This window comes from Picosynechococcus sp. PCC 8807, assembly GCF_001693295.1.
Classification (GTDB): domain Bacteria; phylum Cyanobacteriota; class Cyanobacteriia; order Cyanobacteriales; family MRBY01; genus MRBY01.
In genome coordinates this window covers 1073658-1088442 of the sequence record NZ_CP016483.1, presented here as the reverse complement: position 1 = coordinate 1088442, position 14785 = coordinate 1073658, and the positions used below count along the sequence as shown (strand labels likewise).

10 protein-coding genes and 1 other annotated feature (1 of these 11 running past the window's edge) are annotated in these 14785 nt (G+C 50.7%); of the genes, 7 read left to right on the top strand and 3 right to left on the bottom strand.

The annotated features are described in order from the left end of the window. Window positions 1-57 (top strand) — a sequence feature (ribosomal protein L10 leader region); it begins 96 nt to the left of the window's first position. Window positions 58-95: 38 nt separating this feature from the next. Together rplJ and rplL are read left to right on the top strand one after the other, a co-directional pair. Further along, window positions 96-623: a 50S ribosomal protein L10 gene (gene rplJ, locus AWQ24_RS05230; RefSeq protein WP_012306654.1), complete on the top strand. Its 528-nt coding sequence runs from the start codon at window positions 96-98 to the stop codon at window positions 621-623. Window positions 624-710: 87 nt separating this feature from the next. Continuing rightward, complete coding sequence (rplL, locus tag AWQ24_RS05225; protein WP_030007220.1) at window positions 711-1097, top strand: 50S ribosomal protein L7/L12; 387 nt, start codon at window positions 711-713, stop codon at window positions 1095-1097. 204 nt (window positions 1098-1301) lie between these two features. Here rplL and gatA read toward each other — a convergent pair whose 3' ends face one another. Beyond that, window positions 1302-2759, bottom strand: coding sequence for an Asp-tRNA(Asn)/Glu-tRNA(Gln) amidotransferase subunit GatA (gatA, locus tag AWQ24_RS05220; protein WP_065716191.1), 1458 nt, complete (start codon window positions 2757-2759; stop codon window positions 1302-1304). A 248-nt stretch (window positions 2760-3007) separates the two neighbouring features. Between gatA and acpP the strand changes: the two genes are divergently transcribed. The 3 genes from acpP to tkt all read left to right on the top strand — a co-directional run bounded on the left by acpP (window position 3008) and on the right by tkt (window position 6835). Continuing rightward, on the top strand, window positions 3008-3253 hold the full coding sequence (acpP, locus tag AWQ24_RS05215; RefSeq protein ID WP_012306651.1) for an acyl carrier protein: 246 nt from the start codon (window positions 3008-3010) through the stop codon (window positions 3251-3253). Between the two features lie 149 nt (window positions 3254-3402). After that, window positions 3403-4659, top strand: coding sequence for a beta-ketoacyl-ACP synthase II (gene fabF, locus AWQ24_RS05210; RefSeq protein ID WP_012306650.1), 1257 nt, complete (start codon window positions 3403-3405; stop codon window positions 4657-4659). 169 nt (window positions 4660-4828) lie between these two features. After that, entirely contained in the window at window positions 4829-6835 is a 2007-nt protein-coding gene (gene tkt, locus AWQ24_RS05205; RefSeq protein WP_065716190.1) for a transketolase, read from the top strand. Between the two features lie 93 nt (window positions 6836-6928). Here tkt and AWQ24_RS05200 read toward each other — a convergent pair whose 3' ends face one another. Continuing rightward, window positions 6929-8020: an LptF/LptG family permease gene (locus AWQ24_RS05200; protein WP_099241098.1), complete on the bottom strand. Its 1092-nt coding sequence runs from the start codon at window positions 8018-8020 to the stop codon at window positions 6929-6931. A 256-nt stretch (window positions 8021-8276) separates the two neighbouring features. On the opposite strand from AWQ24_RS05200, the gene AWQ24_RS05195 reads away from it, so the two are divergent. Further along, complete coding sequence (locus AWQ24_RS05195; protein WP_012306647.1) at window positions 8277-9752, top strand: DUF3370 domain-containing protein; 1476 nt, start codon at window positions 8277-8279, stop codon at window positions 9750-9752. A 55-nt stretch (window positions 9753-9807) separates the two neighbouring features. On the opposite strand, the gene AWQ24_RS05190 is transcribed toward AWQ24_RS05195, so the two are convergent. Further along, window positions 9808-10392 (bottom strand): low-complexity tail membrane protein, encoded by a 585-nt coding sequence (locus AWQ24_RS05190; protein WP_012306646.1) that lies wholly within the window; start codon window positions 10390-10392, stop codon window positions 9808-9810. Window positions 10393-10750: 358 nt separating this feature from the next. On the opposite strand from AWQ24_RS05190, the gene AWQ24_RS05185 reads away from it, so the two are divergent. Next, window positions 10751-14746 (top strand): magnesium chelatase subunit H, encoded by a 3996-nt coding sequence (locus AWQ24_RS05185; RefSeq protein ID WP_065716189.1) that lies wholly within the window; start codon window positions 10751-10753, stop codon window positions 14744-14746. Window positions 14747-14785 lie beyond the last annotated feature (39 nt).

Sequence of the window (14785 nt, the reverse complement as noted above, 5' to 3'; positions counted from 1 at the left end):
TGCTTGGAAGAAGAGCGTGACCCTGGCATTGTCGCTGGGGTCTATTTTTTGTCCCTACTTTAATAACCTTTCCCCAAAAAGGAGGTGAGAACAGAATGGGAAAATCGCTAGCAGATAAGCAAGAATTGGTTGCTGAGATCAAGGATCTGCTCAAGGATGCACAACTTACTTTTGTGATTGATTACAAGGGTTTAACCGTTGCGGAAATCACTGATTTGCGTAACCGTCTTCGTCCTGCCGGGGCATATTGCAAAATTGCGAAAAACACGCTGATGCATATTGCCGTTGATGGTGACGAAACGTGGCAACCCGTGCAATCTCTCTTAAAAGATTCCTCCGCATTTTTAATTGCTGGAGAAGATGTTGCCTCCGCCGTTAAAGCTTACAAAGAATTCCGCAAAGCAACGAAGAAAACCGAACTTCGTGGCGGCGTTATGGAAGGTCAAGCTTTAACCAGTGACCAAATCGAAGCCCTCGGTGATCTGCCCACCAAAGACCAACTTTACGGTCAGATTGCAGGTGCGATCAATGCAGTTACTGCAAAAATCGCCATCGGCATCAACGAAGTACCGGGTTCTTTGGCCAGAGCCATCAAAGCTGTTTCCGAAAAAGAAGCAGCCTAACCCTCAACGTCGCGTGATTTATGTCATGGCGGCTTAATTTTCTCGTTGTTCTAAACGTAATTTTTATTCACTAAGGAGATAGATTAAATGTCTGCTACTACCGATGAAATTTTGGAGAAGTTGCAATCTCTAACCCTGCTTGAAGCAGCTGAATTAGTTAAGCAAATCGAAGAAACCTTTGGCGTTAGCGCTGCTGCTCCCGTTGGTGGCATGGTAATGGCTGCCCCTGGTGCTGCTGCTGCTGAGGAAGTTGAAGAGAAGACTGAATTTGACGTTATTCTCGACGAAGTTCCCGCTGACAAGAAAATCGCTGTTCTTAAGGTTGTTCGTGGCATCACTGGCCTCGGTCTTAAGGAAGCCAAAGAAATGGTTGAATCTGCGCCCAAGCCCATCAAAGAAGGTACTGGCAAAGAAGATGCTGAAGCCATCAAGAAGCAGCTTGAAGATGCTGGTGCAAAAGCAAGCGTTAAGTAATTTATATCAACTTGCCTATTGCTAGATAGGTATAGCTTCAATTTATGTTTAGTTGATTGATTAGCGAACAGGTCATCTGTTCGCTTTTTTTATCTTGATGATTGGGGCTCTGCTGCGGCATTTACGGCATAAAAAAATCCCCCTGCAGTGATTGAGGGGGACTGATAAGTTGAATTTGTTAAATTTGTTTTGTGTAAAGGCTTTTTAGAGTTGGGGTTCTTTCTGGTGCCAAGCCGTTGCCTGTTCATAGACATGGGCCACCTGAAGTAAGAGATCCTCTCGAAGAACATTGCCGATCAGTTGCATCCCGATGGGGAGTCCCTGGGCATCAAAACCACAGGGCAGATTCAGGGCGGGCAGACCAGCCAAATTGACAGGAATAGTCATCAAGTCAGAAAGATACATACTGAGGGGATCGTCGGTTTTTTCGCCAGCTTTGAAAGCGGTGCTGGGGGAAGTGGGACAAATGAGCACGTCCACTTTGGCAAAGGCTTGATCGAAGTCTTCTTTGATTAAAGTGCGTACTTTCTGGGCTTTGAGGTAGTAGGCATCATAGTAACCAGCGGAGAGGGTATAGGTGCCGAGCATAATCCGGCGCTTTACCTCGGGGCCAAAACCAGCGGCCCGGGTTTGGGTGTACATATCAACAAGGTTATCGGCTGCAGCATTACGGGTGCCATATTTGACGGCATCGTAACGGGCCAAATTTGCAGAGGCTTCGGACGGGGCAATAATGTAGTAGGCGGGTAAGCCGTAACGGAAGCGGGGACAGGAAATGGTTTCGACTTCGGCACCGAGTTCCTGGAGTTGGGCGATCGCCTTTTGAACCGCTTCAGCCACTTCTGGATCGAGCCCTTCCCCAAAAGTTTCTTGGATGATGCCAATCTTGAGGGGCTTATCCTTGGGGAGTTCCGGCTGGAGTAACTGACTATATTGGGGAATATCCACATCTAAACTGGTGGAATCTTTGGGATCATGGCCGGCGATCGCCTCTAAAAGAATTGCTGTATCTTCCACCGTCCGCGCAAAGGGGCCAATTTGATCCAGAGAAGACGCATAGGCCACCAAGCCAAAACGAGACACCAGGCCATAGGTCGGTTTAAGGCCCACAACCCCGCATAGAGACGCCGGTTGTCGAATCGAGCCGCCAGTATCTGAACCCAGGGCGATCGGCGCTTCTCCCGCTGCCACTGCCGCCGCTGACCCCCCGGAGGATCCCCCCGGTACCCGCGTTACATCCCAAGGGTTACCCGTCACTTGATAGCCAGAATTTTCCGTCGAACTCCCCATGGCAAACTCATCCAAATTGGTTTTGCCCACCATGATCGCCCCAGCTTCCTGCAACTTCTGGGTGACTGTCGATTCATAGGTCGGCACAAAGCCTTCGAGGATGCGCGAAGCACAGGTCGTCTGAATGCCTTTCGTACAGAGATTATCCTTAATCGCAATGGGAATGCCTTCTAGGAGGCCAATGGTTTCCCCCGCTGCAATTTTTGCATCCACTTGTGCCGCCTGGGCCAAGGCCTGCTCCTTAGTCAGGGTCAAAAACGCTTTAACCTTGGGTTCCACCGCTTCGATATGGGCAAACGTTTCCGTCAAAATTTCGACAGCAGAACGTTCCTTTGAAATGAGTTGTTGGTGTAGCGTGCGGATGGCTGACATGCTTTATATATTCTCTGAAATACCCCAATCAGTTTATCCACTTGCCTTCCTCCCTGACAATCATCTCTAAAAAATTATTTTTGCGGCGATCGCCTCGGAAGGGAACCAGCATCCGATACAATAAACTCCAGCTTATGTTAATTTAATAAGTCTATTTTTAGTCAGCACAACAAAATGCTAAATTTATGAGCGCTCATATTCTTTAACAAAGTATGGGAACCGCTCAGGTAGATTTTTAGGAATCATCAATGAACCAGGAAATTTTTGACAAAATTAAAAATATTATCGTTGATCAGCTGGATGTCGATGCTGACTCCGTAAGCCCCGAATCAAACTTCATCAGTGACCTTGATGCAGACTCCCTCGACACAGTCGAGCTGGTCATGGCCTTCGAAGAAGAATTTGATATCGATATTCCCGACGATGTTGCTGAAAAAATCACTACGGTGGGAGAAGCAGTTAACATCATCGCTGAAAAAACTGGCGCCAACTAAGCCATTTAGTCTAGTCAGTTTAACCTCAACTTCCAGAGCTGCGAACTTCCAAAAGTTATCGCGGCTTTCTCGCTAGTTTTTATGATTGATTGTCGCTTCCTTTGGATGCACAAGCCTTTTTTCCCACTGCAAAACCACTCAAATCAGCCATGGCACACTCATCTCCGTATCGCGTTGTAATCACCGGTTTAGGTGCGATCACCCCGATTGGTAATACCCTAGAGGAGTATTGGGAAGGACTCATGACCGGTCGCAATGGCATTGACCTCGTGACCGCATTTGACGCTTCCCAACATGCCTGTCGCATTGCAGGTGAAGTAAAAGGCTTTGATCCCCTCGCATTCATCCCGAAAAAAGAAGCGAAACGCATGGATCGGTTCTCCCAGTTCGCCGTGGCTGCCAGTAAACAAGCCCTCGCCGATGCTGGCCTAGAGATCAATGCTGACAATGCCCCCGATATCGGCGTAATGATCGGCACTGGCGTCGGCGGGATTAAGGTGATGGAAGACCAGCAGGAAATTTACCTGGAGAAAGGCCCCAGCCGCTGTAGCCCCTTCATGATTCCGATGATGATTGCTAATATGGCGGCGGGATTGACGGCGATCCATACCGGTGCCCAAGGCCCCAATAGCTGTACTGTGACGGCCTGTGCCGCAGGTTCCAATGCGGTTGGGGAAGCTTTCCGACTCGTCCAACAGGGTTACGCGAAAGCGATGATTTCTGGGGGCACCGAGGCAGCTGTAACCCCCCTCAGTTTTGCGGGATTTGCCTCGGCCCGGGCGTTATCGACCCGTAATGATGATCCGAAACACGCTTGTCGTCCTTTTGATCAAGATCGCGATGGCTTTGTGATGGGTGAAGGGGCGGGCATTTTAATCCTGGAAGAGCTAGAGCATGCCCTGGCACGGGGGGCAAAAATCTACGGGGAAATCGTTGGTTATGGCATGACCTGCGATGCTTACCACATGACGGCACCAACCCCCGACGGCGCTGGGGCAACCCGGGCGATTGAATTGGCGCTCAAGGATGGCGGCTTGGCTCCGAACCAAGTGAACTACGTGAATGCCCACGGCACCAGCACTCCAGCCAATGACATCACAGAAACGAAAGCCATTAAAAAAGCCCTCGGTGACCAGGCTTACAAAATTTTAGTGAGTTCGACAAAATCTATGACCGGCCACCTTTTGGGTGGCTCTGGGGGCATTGAGGCGGTGGCCACAGTGATGGCGATCGCCAATGATCGCGTTCCGCCGACGATCAACCTCGAAAATCCCCAGGAAGGTTGCGATTTAGATTACGTTCCCAACGAAAGCCGTGAACACCCAGTTGAAGTTGCCCTTTCTAACTCTTTTGGATTTGGCGGCCATAACGTTACCCTTGCGTTTAAGAAATATCGCCCGGAATAAAAATTTAGTCCGAGTAAATGTTAGCGATTTGACAGAATCATTCTTGCCCAGTGATCCTAACAGTGGGATGATGGGGGGGATTTTGAGGAGGGCAATTTGCGCTTCTTGATGGTCTAACAACTCCCTATAGTTTTTCTTTATTTGTCGTTTACTGTCAGAAATTTTCACTATGACCGTTGCAACCCAATCTATAGATCAGCTTTGTATTAATGCAATTCGCTTTCTAGCAATTGATGGCGTCGAGAAGGCAAAATCTGGTCACCCCGGTTTACCGATGGGCGCCGCTCCCATGGCCTACACCCTCTGGGACAAATTTATGCGGTTCAACCCCAAAAATCCGAAATGGGTTAACCGCGATCGCTTTGTTTTGTCAGCGGGTCACGGTTCGATGCTGCAGTATGCCTTGATGTACTTGGCTGGCTATGACAGTGTTTCCCTCGAAGACATCAAGCAATTTCGTCAATGGAAATCGAAGACCCCTGGTCACCCTGAGAACTTCGAGACCCCTGGTGTAGAAGTTACGACTGGCCCCCTCGGCCAAGGGATCGCCAATGCCGTCGGCCTTGCCCTCGCTGAAGCGCACCTCGCAGCCCGCTACAACAAGCCCGATGCCAAAATTTTTGACCATTACACCTATGTGATTATGGGTGATGGTTGCAATATGGAAGGAATCTCCGGGGAAGCGGCATCCATTGCGGGTCACTGGGGTCTTGGCAAATTAATTGCCCTCTACGACGACAACCATATTTCCATCGACGGCTCCACGGACATTGCTTTTACCGAAGATGTGTGTAAGCGCTATGAGTCCTACGGTTGGCACGTGCTCCATGTCGAAGATGGCAACAATGACATTGAGGCGATCGCCAAAGCCATTGAAGCGGCTAAGGCAGTGACTGACAAGCCCTCTTTGATCAAAATCACAACGACCATTGGTTACGGTTCCCCCAACAAAGCAGATACCGCTGGTGTACACGGGGCAGCCCTCGGTGCCGACGAAATTGAACTGACCCGTAAATCCCTCGAATGGAACTATGGGCCTTTTGAAGTGCCTGAAGATGCCCTCAACCATTTCCGGAAAGCCGTTGAACGGGGTGCCAGCGCCGAAGCAGAGTGGAACCAAGTATGGGCCACCTACAAAACAAAATATGCCGAGGAGGCTGCAGAATTAGAGCGGATTCTTTCTGGGAAGCCCCCCGCAAACTGGGCTGACGCTTTACCCACCGCAACGCCCGCCGATAAAGGTCTTGCGACCCGTAAGCACTCCGAAGTAACCCTGAATGCGATCGCCCCGGTATTACCAGAATTGATCGGTGGTTCTGCGGACTTGACTCACTCCAACCTGACAGAAATCCATGTTTCTGGCGATTTCCAAAAAGGTGCCTACGAAAACCGCAACGTCCACTTCGGCGTCCGGGAACACGCCATGGGCGCGATCTGTAATGGCATCGCCCTCCACGGTACAGGTTTAATCCCCTACGGAGCCACTTTCCTTGTGTTCTCCGACTACATGCGGAATTCCATCCGTTTATCGGCCCTGTCCGAAGCACGGGTCATTTGGGTAATGACCCACGACTCCATTGCCCTTGGAGAAGACGGCCCTACCCACCAACCGATCGAGCATGTTGCTTCGCTGCGGGCGATGCCGAACCTCTATGTTTACCGTCCGGCAGATACCAACGAAACCTCCGGTGCCTATAAAGTTGCTGTGGAAAGTGCGACAACGCCGACCCTATTGGCCCTCACCCGCCAAGGTCTCCCCAACCTCGAAGGCAGTTCCATCGAAAATGCTGAAAAAGGTGGCTATGTCCTTTCCGATAGCGAAGGCACCCCTGATCTGATTTTGATTGGTACAGGGAGTGAAGTGCAGCTTTGTGTCGAAGCAGCAAAAGCACTCCGGGCAAACGGCAAAAATGTCCGTGTTGTTTCCATGCCCTGTGTGGAACGCTTTGAAGAGCAAGATGCCGCTTACCAAGAGTCCGTCCTGCCGAAAGCTGTAACCAAACGGGTTGCCGTGGAGGCTGGTGCCACCATGAGCTGGTACAAGTACGTTGGCTTTGAAGGCGCTGTCATCGGGATTGACACCTACGGTGCTTCCGCTCCTGGTGGTGTGGTCATGGAGAAATTTGGTTTTACCGTGGACAACGTTGTTAAAACCGCTGAAACAGTACTAGGTTAAAACCCTGGGTCTGGTCATAGACTGATTCTTTTCAGTAAAACGTTTTGGAGGTAGGGGATAAACCTACCTCTTTTTTGTTTGCGACAATATTGCCTAGCCTGTCCGCCAGAGAATTGTCCCTGCGGCCACTAACCCCAATAGATTAGGAAACCACGTCCCCATAAACGGCGTAATCGTTCCCCAGACTCCCATGGAGCTGGAAATCACAGAAATGAGATAGTAGGCAAAAACGATGGCCACCGATAGGCCAACACTGGTCGCTCGGCTTGAGTTTTGCGGGCGCAGGCCAATGGCCGAGCCGACCATCGCAAAGACAATACAAACGAAGGGGACGGAAAATTTTTCTTGTTTTCTCACCTGGAGCGTCCGGATCCGCCTTTCATTACGACTTAACTTGAGGCTCTCTAAACAAACATCAATCACCTGGAGGGTCATTTCATTTGGGCGTTGACAGCGGGTGGCGAGGATCAAAGGGGCATCAGACAGATTTAAAAAGTTGGTTTCAAACTGCTCGATGTCACTAAAGGAACCATTGGCCCCAATTTGATAAATACTGCCATCCTGCACCAGCCAACCCTGTTCATTGGCATTCCACTGGGCGGCGGCGGCGGTGATAATTCTTTGGGTATCGACGGCGGCTCGATCGAGGATGGTGAGATTGTTCATTTGGGTGCCATCGAAGGTCTCGGCATAAAAGAGGGTTTTGAGGATTTCGCGGTTACCAGTGGCCGTTTTTACCCGTTGATATTCGGGGTAGATGATATTTTTTTCTTGGTAGTCAATGGTTGCTTCGCCCTGAGCAATGTTGGCAATGGTGCTGGCTTGTTTCGTGGTCTGGGGGACAATCCAATCGTTGAGGCCAAAGGTGATGCCCGTGATCAGTAACCCCAAAAGCAGACCGGGCAACATCAGCCGCAAGGGGGGCAAACCAACGCTCCGTAAGGCGATAATTTCACTAAAGGAAGATAGGCTGCTGTAGGCGGTGAGGGTACCCAGTAGGGTTGCCATAGGGAGGCCGAGGACGAGAAATTCTGGGAGACGGAGAGCGAGAATTTGGAAGGCGATCGCCCAGGTGATTTCATTGGCGACCACGTTGCGCATTACCTCAAAGAGAACGCCGATGGTGAGGCCCAAACTCGTGAAAATTCCTAACCCAAACAGGAAAGGCCCCACAAGTTGCGCCATAATGTAGCGATCTAATAGTGAAAATACCCTTAAAATTCTCAACATTGTGGTCTAGTCTGATTAGAGTGGAGAGTTTTAGAAACTGTTTAGCAATTAAAATCCCTAGCCCATCATGCCAAAGAAGTTACGGTTTTGTCTGAAATTGTGCCCCTTGACCACTGATTGATCACCGCGCGTCGGGAACTTAGAGCCGCGATAATGATTCAGTGCCACTGCACTTCGGTTTATTCTAAATTTACTTTTTTTGATAGAGTCCATGTTTGACCTGTTTGCTTCTTTGCTCATTGCCCAGGAATCTGCCCCTTTATTGGTGGCCCAAGAGAACAGGTCGAAGGAAGAGTTACTCCCCCACCAAGTACCACAACCAGGGGAGGATCAGGGGTCTTCTGTGGGGCGATCGCCGGCGGCCATCGTGACGGAACCCCAAGAGGTGCGCCCTTTGCCGGGGAGTCTCAATGAAATTCCGGTCTTTAACAGCAACAGCCCTGAAGTCATTGCCCAGGAAGGCATTTTATTATCGACCTTCCCGAAGGCTGGAAAAAGCCAGGCGATCGCCCACCTCGAAACCCCCCTCGAAGGACGCTTTGATATTTTTACCCATCACATTTCCCGTCCCGCCACGGAGCAGCGCACCCTGTACCAAGGCTTGTTGGTCAACAATCCGACCGGAAGCCCCCGCACCCTCAAAATTCTCCAAGGCATTAGTTACCTCAATAGTAAAGATGCCCCCTTCCGCGAACTATTACCCTTCGTTGAGGATCCCCAGGGTCATGTCTATTCCGGCCCTGGCTCCCGACTGGTGAGCGATACCCTCCGGGGCAAAAGCCAAACGCAATTCCCAGAGATTCTACGCATTCCCCCCTACAGCACCGTGGTTTTGGCGAACCTCCCGATCCCGGTTAGCGGTGCTCGCTCTACCTACTTACAAGTGGAAACGGATGGTAGCGTTTACTTGGCAAATTTAGCGAAATATGAAGTCCGCGAAGAAATTGCCACCAGCAGTATTAGCAATAATGGCAGTATTGTCGAAGGGAAAGCTGTCCGCTCCCGTCCCCCCAGCCTCAATGAATGGCGATCGCTCCTCACCCAAGGTCAGCTTGTAGAACCCCGGGATCTGCCCCCAGTTCCCAGTAAAGATCCCGGTCGCATCATTTATGGCCGGGTTGCAGGTATTTCCGTCGGTAGTCAGTGGGAAGCCACCGTCACCGATCCAGACGCAGAGAGTTTAGCAATCCCCGCCCCCGGTGAAGCGATTTCTTTCCCCATTAGCACCACCAGCACCGGCACCTTTGGCACCGACCAAGTTCAAAGCGCCCCCATGCTCACCCGTTACCCTGATACCGCACTCCAGGGCCATGGTAACTATTTAGTGCATTACAAACTGACTTTCCCCCTTGAAAATACAAGCGATGAATATCAGTGGACGTCGCTAACGTTTCAAACGCCGATTAAGGATGATCTCCATAGCGATCGCCTTTCCTTTTTTGAATCGCCCCCCAACCGTGTTTTCTATCGAGGCACTGTCCGCATCAACTATCCCAACGAATATCGACGCCAGATTACCCGCTATGTCCACCTAGTACAACATCGGGGCCAACGCTCAGAACCCCTTGCCACCCTGGAAATTCCCCCTGGCACAAGTCGCACCGCCGAAATTGACTTTTTCTATCCCCCCGACGCAACGCCTCCCCAGGTGATTACCGTGAGGACCCTCGCCCCAGAGGAGCGTTAAATCCAGAGGAGCGTTAAATATTGTTGAATATTCTCAAAAGAATGTAGCGATCGCCCTAGGCGCGTTTCGGGGGAAACAGTTGCCCCAACGGTAAGCCCCAACAGGCAAAATCGCGCCGGATACTCACGGTGGGATGGGGATCAATGGCCTGGGCCGTTGTTTCAGAAATAAAGAGTGTCGGCAACAGGGTCAAGGGAATTTGTAACAGAATATTCCCCAAGAAGAACAGCAGGATCGCGGCGAATAAGCCCAAAATATGCCATTGGGGGAGACCCGCTGTCAGTCCCACCGCAAGGGGCGCATAGTGGGCTACTTGCCACAACAAAATCACCATGGCGATCGCCCCCAGGACATTTAAAATCGGCTGCCGAGTTCCCTGCACGAGCCGTAAAATTTGTCGTTGCCGTTCATCAAGGCGTTCTGGCGGAATTTGAAACACAAAGAGACTGAAGGGCTGCCAAGGCCGGAGGATTTGCAGGAGCCACACCGGGACTCCCCCCAAGAGCACAATTAAGCCCAATTCAATATTGGCCACGGGAAACGGGATGCCAATCGCCAAGGCGATCGCCAACAAAGACCAGATCAAAGGCAGCAAAGCCAAGCCCGCAACATGCAACCAAAAATAAGGCTCAAACAACATTTTTCCGTCGCTCCAAGACTTAAACGACCAACAGCATAATGCCCTGAATATCCCACGGTGCCCCCTGAAAGTAAAGTGGCCCGAAGCGCCAGGTAGACGACAAATCAGCTTTTCTCCAATGGTCACTACAAATGTCAAGGAATATGACAAAAAATTAAGTTTGGTTTATCAAATTGTGTCAGAATGGCCAGCCTTTCCTAGGCCAACCAGCATTTTTTGCTAAAACTCTTTAAGTGCCTTCAGCTTGCTCACTCTCAGAACAGCAGCTTCTGCTCCATATAATGTGATGATGAGCAGGAGAATAGTTATAAATTTTTAATATCCATCTACTTGTCCAAGTAAAGGAGACTCACCATTTATGTTCACTAACGTCAAGTCCGCCATTCGCCACATCAAACCAGATGACATCAATAATCGCACGTTAGTGAAGGTGGTCTATGTCGTGTTGGAGTCCCAGTACCAGAGTGCCCTCTCTGCTGCGGTAAAAGCGATTAACGCGAACCACCCAAAGATTGCGGTTGAAATTAGTGGTTATCTGATTGAAGAACTGCGTGACCCCGATAACTACGAAGAGTTCAAACGGGAAGTCGCCCAAGCCAACTTATTTATTGCCTCCTTGATCTTCATTGAAGACCTCGCCCAAAAGGTGGTTGAAGCTGTGACGCCCCACCGGGATAACCTTGATGCGGCGATTGTTTTCCCTTCCATGCCAGAAGTGATGCGCCTCAACAAAATGGGCACTTTTTCCATGGCACAGTTGGGACAATCCAAGAGTGCTATTGGCGAGTTTATGAAAAAGCGGAAGGAAAAATCCGGTGCTTCCTTCCAAGATGCCATGCTCAAGCTGCTCCGGACATTGCCGAAGGTTTTAAAATATTTGCCCGTTGAAAAAGCCCAGGATGCCCGCAACTTCATGCTGTCTTTCCAATATTGGTTGGGTGGTTCCCCCGATAACTTGGAAAACTTCCTGTTGATGATGACCGACAAGTACATCCTCAAGGGGGCTGAGAAGCTCGATAAAGCCGATTATGCCGAGCCGGTAGTCTATCCCGACATGGGCATTTGGCATCCCCTCGCCCCGAAAATGTTTGAAGACACAAAAGAATATCTCCAGTGGTACAACAGCCGCGATGATATTAGTGACGAACTGAAAGATCCCCTCGCCCCTTGTATTGGCCTCGTGCTGCAACGGACACACCTTGTCACCGGGGATGATGCCCACTATGTCGCCATGCTCCAGGAGTTGGAATATCGCGGCGCAAAGGTAATTCCCATTTTTGCGGGGGGCCTTGATTTCTCGAAGCCAGTCGATGAATTTTTCTGGGATAACACGGTCGCCGGGGTCGAAAAATTACCTCTGGTGGATACGGTGGTTTCCCTAACTGGTTTTGCCCTCGTCGGTGGCCCGGCACGTCAGGATCATCCCAAAGCCATTGATTCTCTCAAGCGGTTGAACCGTCCCTATATGGTGGCGCTGCCGTTGGTCTTCCAAACCACAGAGGAGTGGGAAGAAAGTGATCTCGGTCTGCACCCGATCCAAGTGGCGCTCCAAATTGCGATCCCTGAACTGGATGGGGCGATTGAACCAATTATTCTCTCTGGTCGTGACGGAGCCACAGGTCGGGCGATTACGCTACAAGATCGCGTCGAGGCGATCGCCACCCGTGCTTTGAAATGGACAAACCTCCGGAAGAAGCCCAAGCTAGAGAAAAAACTCGCAATCACAATTTTTAGCTTCCCCCCCGACAAAGGCAACATCGGTACCGCCGCTTACCTCGATGTCTTTGGCTCGATCCATGAAGTAATGAAGGGTCTCCGGGACAACGGCTACGACATTCAAGATATTCCTGAAACTCCCAAAGAGCTGTTAGAGCTGATCATCCATGATGCCCAGGCGCAATACGCTTCCCCTGAGTTAAACATCGCCTATCGCATGGGTGTGCCGGAATATGAAGAACTGACCCCCTATTCCAAACGCCTGGAAGAAAATTGGGGCACCCCTCCCGGTGAACTCAACAGCGACGGTCAAAACCTGCTGATCTATGGGAAGCATTTCGGCAATCTGTTTATTGGTGTCCAGCCCACCTTTGGCTACGAAGGCGACCCGATGCGCCTGTTGTTCTCCCGTTCTGCCTCGCCTCACCATGGCTTTGCTGCCTACTACACTTACCTTGAGCGAGTTTGGGGCGCAGATGCGGTGCTGCACTTCGGTACTCATGGCTCCCTCGAATTTATGCCTGGTAAGCAAATGGGGATGTCTGGTGACTGTTACCCCGATAATTTGATCGGTAATATTCCCAACATCTACTACTACGCCGCCAATAACCCCTCCGAGGCGACGATCGCCAAACGGCGGAGTTATGCGAATACCATTTCCTACCTGACTCCGCCGGCGGAAAATGCGGGTCTGTACAAGGGCTTGAAAGAACTCAGCGAATTGATCGGCTCCTACCAAACCCTCAAGGATGGGGCGCGGGGCGTGCAGATTGTGAATACGATCATGGATCAAGCGCGGATCTGCAACCTTGATAAGGATATCGAGATCCCTGAAACAGATGCCGCCCAAATGTCTCAGGATGAACGGGACAACATGGTGGGCATTGTCTACCGGAAGCTGATGGAGATTGAATCCCGCCTGTTACCCTGTGGCCTTCATGTCATCGGTAAGCCTCCCACCGCCGAAGAGGCGATCGCCACCCTGGTGAACATTGCCAGCCTAGACCGCGAAGAAGAAGGTATTTGGAGTCTCCCCACGATCATCGCCAAGAGCATCGGGCGCAATATGGAGGAAATCTACCGCAACAGTGATCAGGGCATCCTTGAAGATGTGAACCTGCTTCAAGACATCACCGAAGCGACCCGTGCTGCCGTTCGTGCGCTGGTGATGGAGCAAGTCAATGCCGAAGGTCGTGTGTCTCTGGTTTCTAAGCTCAACTTCTTCAACATGGGTAAAAAAGCCCCTTGGGTCGAAGCTCTCCACGAAGCAGGTTACAAAAACGTCGATCAGGAACTCCTTAAACCCCTCTTCGATTACCTTGAATTCTGTCTCGAACAGGTTTGTGCCGACAAAGAACTTGGCGGTTTACTCAAAGCCCTCGAAGGTGAGTATGTCCTTCCCGGCCCCGGTGGCGACCCGATCCGCAACCCCAATGTCCTCCCCACGGGCAAAAATATTCACGCCCTCGATCCCCAATCAATCCCGACCCTTGCGGCAGTTCAATCCGCAAAAGTTGTGGTGGATCGCCTGATTGAACGACAAAAGCTCGATAATGGCGGCGAATATCCCGAAACGATCGCCTGTGTTCTTTGGGGAACCGACAACATCAAAACCTACGGTGAATCCTTAGCGCAAATCATGTGGATGGTCGGTGCAAGACCCGTCCCCGATGCCCTCGGTCGCGTTAACAAGTTGGAATTAATTCCCCTAGAAGAACTCGGTCGTCCCCGCATTGACGTAGTAGTCAACTGTTCCGGCGTCTTCCGTGACCTGTTCATCAACCAAATGAACCTCTTGGATCAAGCCGTCAAAATGGCCGCCGAAGCCAATGAACCCCTCGAAATGAACTACGTGCGCAAACATGCCCTCGAACAAGCCGAGGAAATGGGCATTAACATTCGCCAAGCCGCGACCCGTATTTTCTCCAATGCGTCCGGTTCCTACTCCTCCAACGTGAACCTCGCCGTTGAAAATAGCTCTTGGGAAGAGGAAAAAGAACTCCAGGATATGTACCTGAACCGGAAATCCTTCGCCTTCAACTCCGATAATCCCGGTGTGATGGACGAAAACCGTAAGGTGTTTGAATCTTCCCTGAAGAAAGCCGATGTTACTTTCCAAAACCTGGATTCTTCGGAAATCAGTTTGACGGACGTATCCCACTACTTCGACTCTGATCCGACCAAGGTTGTTGCTTCTCTGCGGGATGATGGCAAGAAACCCTCTGCTTACATTGCCGATACCACCACTGCCAACGCTCAGGTACGGACATTGTCTGAAACCGTGCGTCTCGATGCGCGGACAAAACTCCTTAATCCCAAGTGGTACGAGGGCATGCTCTCCCACGGTTATGAAGGGGTGCGAGAACTGTCTAAGCGCCTGGTGAATACGATGGGTTGGTCGGCAACCGCTGATGCAGTAGACAACTGGGTCTATGAAGATACCAATGAAACCTTCATCAAAGACGAGGAAATGTGTAAGCGTCTGATGGATTTGAACCCCAACTCCTTCCGTCGGATGGTCAGCACCTTACTCGAAGTAAATGGTCGGGGCTACTGGGAAACCAGCGATGAAAACCTTGAGCGTTTACAACAGTTGTATCAAGAAGTTGAAGATCGTATTGAAGGAATTGACGGCTAAGTAAGACTCTTAAAATTCTTCAAGATTGGGTGGGTTCGT

Excerpts from the sequence above, each read along its gene's own strand:
- fabF (WP_012306650.1), top strand. The coding sequence starts at position 3,403 with ATGGCACACTCATCTCCGTATCGCGTTGTAATCACCGGTTTAGGTGCG.
- rplJ (WP_012306654.1), top strand. The coding sequence starts at position 96 with ATGGGAAAATCGCTAGCAGATAAGCAAGAATTGGTTGCTGAGATCAAG.
- AWQ24_RS05195 (WP_012306647.1), top strand. The coding sequence starts at position 8,277 with ATGTTTGACCTGTTTGCTTCTTTGCTCATTGCCCAGGAATCTGCCCCT.
- gatA (WP_065716191.1), bottom strand. The coding sequence starts at position 2,759 with ATGTCAGCCATCCGCACGCTACACCAACAACTCATTTCAAAGGAACGT.
- tkt (WP_065716190.1), top strand. The coding sequence starts at position 4,829 with ATGACCGTTGCAACCCAATCTATAGATCAGCTTTGTATTAATGCAATT.
- acpP (WP_012306651.1), top strand. The coding sequence starts at position 3,008 with ATGAACCAGGAAATTTTTGACAAAATTAAAAATATTATCGTTGATCAG.
- AWQ24_RS05185 (WP_065716189.1), top strand. The coding sequence starts at position 10,751 with ATGTTCACTAACGTCAAGTCCGCCATTCGCCACATCAAACCAGATGAC.
- rplL (WP_030007220.1), top strand. The coding sequence starts at position 711 with ATGTCTGCTACTACCGATGAAATTTTGGAGAAGTTGCAATCTCTAACC.
- AWQ24_RS05190 (WP_012306646.1), bottom strand. The coding sequence starts at position 10,392 with ATGTTGTTTGAGCCTTATTTTTGGTTGCATGTTGCGGGCTTGGCTTTG.
- AWQ24_RS05200 (WP_099241098.1), bottom strand. The coding sequence starts at position 8,020 with ATGGCGCAACTTGTGGGGCCTTTCCTGTTTGGGTTAGGAATTTTCACG.